This is a genomic window from Actinomycetospora sp. (assembly GCF_055612215.1).
Genome location: NZ_JBVPVA010000869.1, coordinates 1 through 4,030, shown reverse-complemented (window position 1 = coordinate 4,030; position 4,030 = coordinate 1). Strand labels below are relative to the sequence as shown.

The 4,030-nt window shown below is 75.2% G+C and carries 4 protein-coding genes; all 4 read right to left on the bottom strand.

What is annotated here, in order from left to right:
* Positions 1-1,054: peptidoglycan binding domain-containing protein (locus AC0CYZ_RS23590; RefSeq protein WP_472219849.1), on the bottom strand; the 1,054-nt coding region annotated here is incomplete at its 3' end.
* 128 nt (positions 1,055-1,182) lie between these two features.
* Complete coding sequence (locus AC0CYZ_RS23585; RefSeq protein WP_472219847.1) at positions 1,183-1,509, bottom strand: GroES family chaperonin; 327 nt, start codon at positions 1,507-1,509, stop codon at positions 1,183-1,185.
* Positions 1,510-1,749: 240 nt separating this feature from the next.
* The gene (locus AC0CYZ_RS23580) at positions 1,750-2,955 is read right to left on the bottom strand and encodes an ATP-binding protein (protein WP_472219845.1); all 1,206 of its coding nucleotides are present in this window, start codon (positions 2,953-2,955) and stop codon (positions 1,750-1,752) included.
* A gap of 190 nt (positions 2,956-3,145) precedes the next feature.
* Positions 3,146-3,820 (bottom strand): TetR/AcrR family transcriptional regulator, encoded by a 675-nt coding sequence (locus AC0CYZ_RS23575; RefSeq protein ID WP_472219844.1) that lies wholly within the window; start codon positions 3,818-3,820, stop codon positions 3,146-3,148.
* Positions 3,821-4,030: the final 210 nt, after the last annotated feature.

Here is a 4,030-nt window from a genome sequence, read left to right as displayed (position 1 = left end):
GCGGCGGGGGCGGCGGGCTGAACGTCGGCGGCGCGGCCGCGTCGCCCGGCCGGGCCAGGGCGTCCACCAGGCCCGTGAAGGTCTTCGGGTAGTCGATCTGGCGGCCGACGACCGCCGGGACCACGGTCGCGGCCGCGCCCTCGAAGGCGAACGAGGCGTCCTTCGGCTCGGCCTCGGTCGAGGCGAGGTCCTTGTCGACGACGGCCTGCGCGGCCGGCACGTCGACGCGCGGCCGCAGGCCGCCGGCGCCGTCGGGGTCGAACTTGAGGAACGACCCGATCTCGGTGGGGCTCAGCGTCGCGTTGCGGCCGGTGCCGACGACGTAGGCGGGCGCGGCCACCGCGGGCACCGCGACGTCGCGCATCGCGGCGTCGAGGCCCTGCTGGGTGACCGACACCGGCTGCGTCGTCACCGGCAGCGCGACCGGCGCCGGGTCCAGCCAGTGGTCGAGGACGACGCCGGGCGCCGCCGCGCCGTCCACGACCTGTCCGGGCGTGGACGGGACGGGCACCGGACGGCCGCCGTCGAACCGGATCGTGCCCTCCACCGAGGGCCGGTCGAGCTGGGGGCGGGCCCGGTCGATCGCCTGGCCGACCGCGATCGGGTTGCCCTTGCTGACCGGGGCGACGTCGCGGTCGGAGAAGAACGACGCGAGCCGGGTGAACGGGTTGAGCGGCTGCTCGCCGGCCTCGTCGATGGTGGCGTCGATGTCCAGGCCGAGCCCGGCCGCGCGCGGGTCGACGGCCGTCGTCGCCGCCCCCGGGCCGCTGCCCGCGACGAGGGTGATCGGGCGGCTGACGCGCGGGTCGAGCTCGCCGCGCAGCACGTTCTCGGCCGCGAGGCGGTTCATGCCGCCGATCTCGACCCCGGCCACCGTCACACCGCGCGGCACGTCGGTCGCCGAGACGAGGAGGTCCACGACGTAGAGCAGCGCGAGCAGGCCGACCAGGGCCCCGCCGCCGACCAGCAGCCGCCTGCGCCGCCGCCCGCCGCCGGGTCGGTCGTCGCCCTCGGACGCGGACCCGTCCGGTCCCTCGACGGGGGACAGCGCCACTGTCGCCGCCGTGTCGGGGTCCGGCCCGGGATCGGGGGCCATCGACCGGGTGGCGTCCCCGTCGAACGGGTCGCCCTCGGTCGTGGTGCCGCCCGGGGGCCGCCCCGGTTCCGCGCTCGGAGGTGTCGTCACAGGTAGAGCCCCGTCCCGCTCGTCGGCTCGATGTTCTCGCTCGCCACGGCGTGCAGGTCGCGCTCCCGCAGGACGACGAAGGTCCGGCCGTCGACCTCGACCTCGGCGTGGTCCTCGGGTCCGTAGAGGACCCGGTCGCCGTTCTTGACCGTGCGCACGTGGTTGCCCGTGCCGTGGACCTCGCCCCAGGCCAGCCGCTTCGACACCGACGCGGTCGCCGGGATCACGATGCCACCGGTGCTGCGACGCTCGCCCTCGCCGGGAGTCGGCGAGACGAGCACGCGGTCGTGCAGCATCTGGATCTCCAGACGGGGGTCCGACACGCCGGAATCGTACGGGGCGCCCGGTTCGCCCCCTCCGCCGGTTCTCCTCCCGGTCGCGGGGCCCGGCGATCCCGGACACGAAGAAGCCCCGTGGCCCTGCCAGGTCGGGGGTCCGGCAGCGCCACGGGGCTCGTGATGGGTGTCGTCCGGGCCCGGGCGTTCGTTACCGCGTCCTGGAGGTTCACTCGTCCGGACTAGGTGGCTTCGCCTCGTGAGCAGTTCTCCGCCCTATGACACGGACTACTGCTCACGAGGCCGCAGGCCACCCAGCAGGAACCGCCCGAAGTGCGGCACGGTGAACGCGATCCAGCCGCGCTCGGCCGAGAACACCAGGCCCTTGCGCAGCAGGCTGTCCCGCGCCGGGGAGAGCGAGGAGGCCCGTTTGTCGAGGTGCTTGGCCAGCGCCGAGGTCAGCACGGCCTCGTCGCGTCCCTCGGCGAGCTCGGCCATGCCCTGCAGGTACTCGCGCTCGGCGGGGGTGGCGCGCTCGTAGCGCGAGCCGAAGAAGCCGACGGCGAGCTCGGCGCTCGCGTCCGGCGCCGCGACCCGCACGTCCTCGGCGTCGATCGGGCTCTGCACCGCCGCGTCCCAGGCGGCCTTGCCGTAGGCCTGCACGAAGTACGGGTAGCCGCCGGAGACCTCGTAGAGCAGCTCGAGCGCCTCCTGCGTCAGCTTCGCGTCCTCGCGCTCGGCCGGGGCGGTGAGGGCGAAGTCGGCGTCGGCGCGGTCGAGCTGGCCGATGCGCACGTAGCGGAAGAGCCGCTCGGAGTAGGACTTCGAGGCCGAGAGCACGGCGGGCAGGTGCGGCAGGCCGGCGCCGACCACGACCAGCGGCGCCCCGGACTGGGAGAGCTCGTGGCACGCCGCGCAGAGCGCCGAGACGTCGTCGACCCGGAGGTCCTGCATCTCGTCGATCAGCAGCGCGACCCCGACCCCGACGTCGCCGGCGAGCTCGGCCACCACCCCGAACAGTTCGACGAGGTCGATCTCGATGTCGCCGGAGTCGGCCCGGCCGGTCTGCAGCGGCGCGTCGATGCCCGGCTGCCAGCGGTCCTTGAGCTTGGCGTCGGACGGGGTCGCCTTCAGGGCGAACGCCTTGAGGACGCCGAGGACCTCCTCGACGCGGTCCGGGGCGCGGTGGCGGACGGCGAGGTCGCGGACCGCGCGGTGCAGGGCGGCGGACAACGGGCGGCGCAGGTCGGCCTCGGGGCGGGCCTCGATCTTCCCGGCGCCCCACCCGGCGCGGATCGCCATCGAGCGCAGCTCGCCCAGCAGCACCGTCTTGCCGACCCCGCGCAGCCCGGTCAGCACCAGGCTGCGCTCGGGCCGCCCGCGCGCGACCCGCTCGAGCACGACGTCGAACGCGTGCAGCTCCCGGTCGCGTCCGGCCAGCTCGGGCGGACGCTGGCCGGCGCCGGGGGCGAACGGGTTCCGGACCGGGTCCATGCGCACCTCCCGGGTCGAGCTCCCGCTCCGCGTCGTCTCCCTCGCAGCGTATGGACTTCTCTAGTGATCGCCCGATACATCGCGAGAAACCGCGATCGGCGTGTCGCGTCGATCGCGTCGTCTGCGCCCGTCTAGCGCCGGAGCTAGACGGGCGGATACGCCGCGATGGGGGCGGGCGTCGAGGAGACGCTCATGCCCGCGGATCGGGGCCGGCCGGGTGCACGGGCGTCTCCTCGCCGGAGGGGGCGCGGCGCAGCGCGTCCAGGCCCGGCCAGACGACGGCGGTGAGCATGCGGGCGAGGACGTCGGCCGGCGCCTCGTCGGTGGCGGGGTGGTCGGACGCGAGCCACCAGTCGGTGAGTCCCTCCGCGGCACCGACCAGCGTGTGCGCGACCGGCTCCGCGGCCCGGACGGACCCGCCGAGCTCCGGGGCGAGCAACTCCGCCGCGCGCCGCACGATCCGGCGCCGGGCGGCGTCGACCGTCCCGGCGAACTCCCCGGTCGAGGCCTGCCGGTAGAGCACCGTCCAGCCCTGCCGGTGGGTGGTCACCGCGTGGAAGAACGCGCGCAGGGCCCGGGAGAGGCGCGCCTCGCCGTCGTCACCCGCGCCCGGGTCCCCGGAGCCGACCGCCGTCGTCATCGTCGTCACGAGCCGCTCCGCCTCGCGGGCCAGGCACGCGGCGAACAGCTCGTCCTTCGTCCCGCCGTGCGCGTAGACCAACGGCTTCGACACCCCGGCCCGGGCCGCGATCGCGTCCATCGAGGCGCCGTGCAGGCCCTCCTCGGAGAACACCGCGATCGCCGCGTCGAGCACCTGGCGGCGTCGCACCTCGGGGGCGAGGCGGCGGCGCGCGGTCGGGGTCACGCTTGCAACTTACCTACTGGTGCGTAAAGTAGCGAGCGTTGGCGGGACCGGGAGTACCGGGCACCCGCTGCCCCATCCGCGACGACGATGCCGGAGTGAACGCCGTGCCCGAGAAGATCGACGTGAACGAGCTGGGTCGCAGCGTCGACCTCAAGAAGCTGTCCGACGACGAGCTGGTGGCGACCATGCGCGACGCCCTCGCCGAGCCCG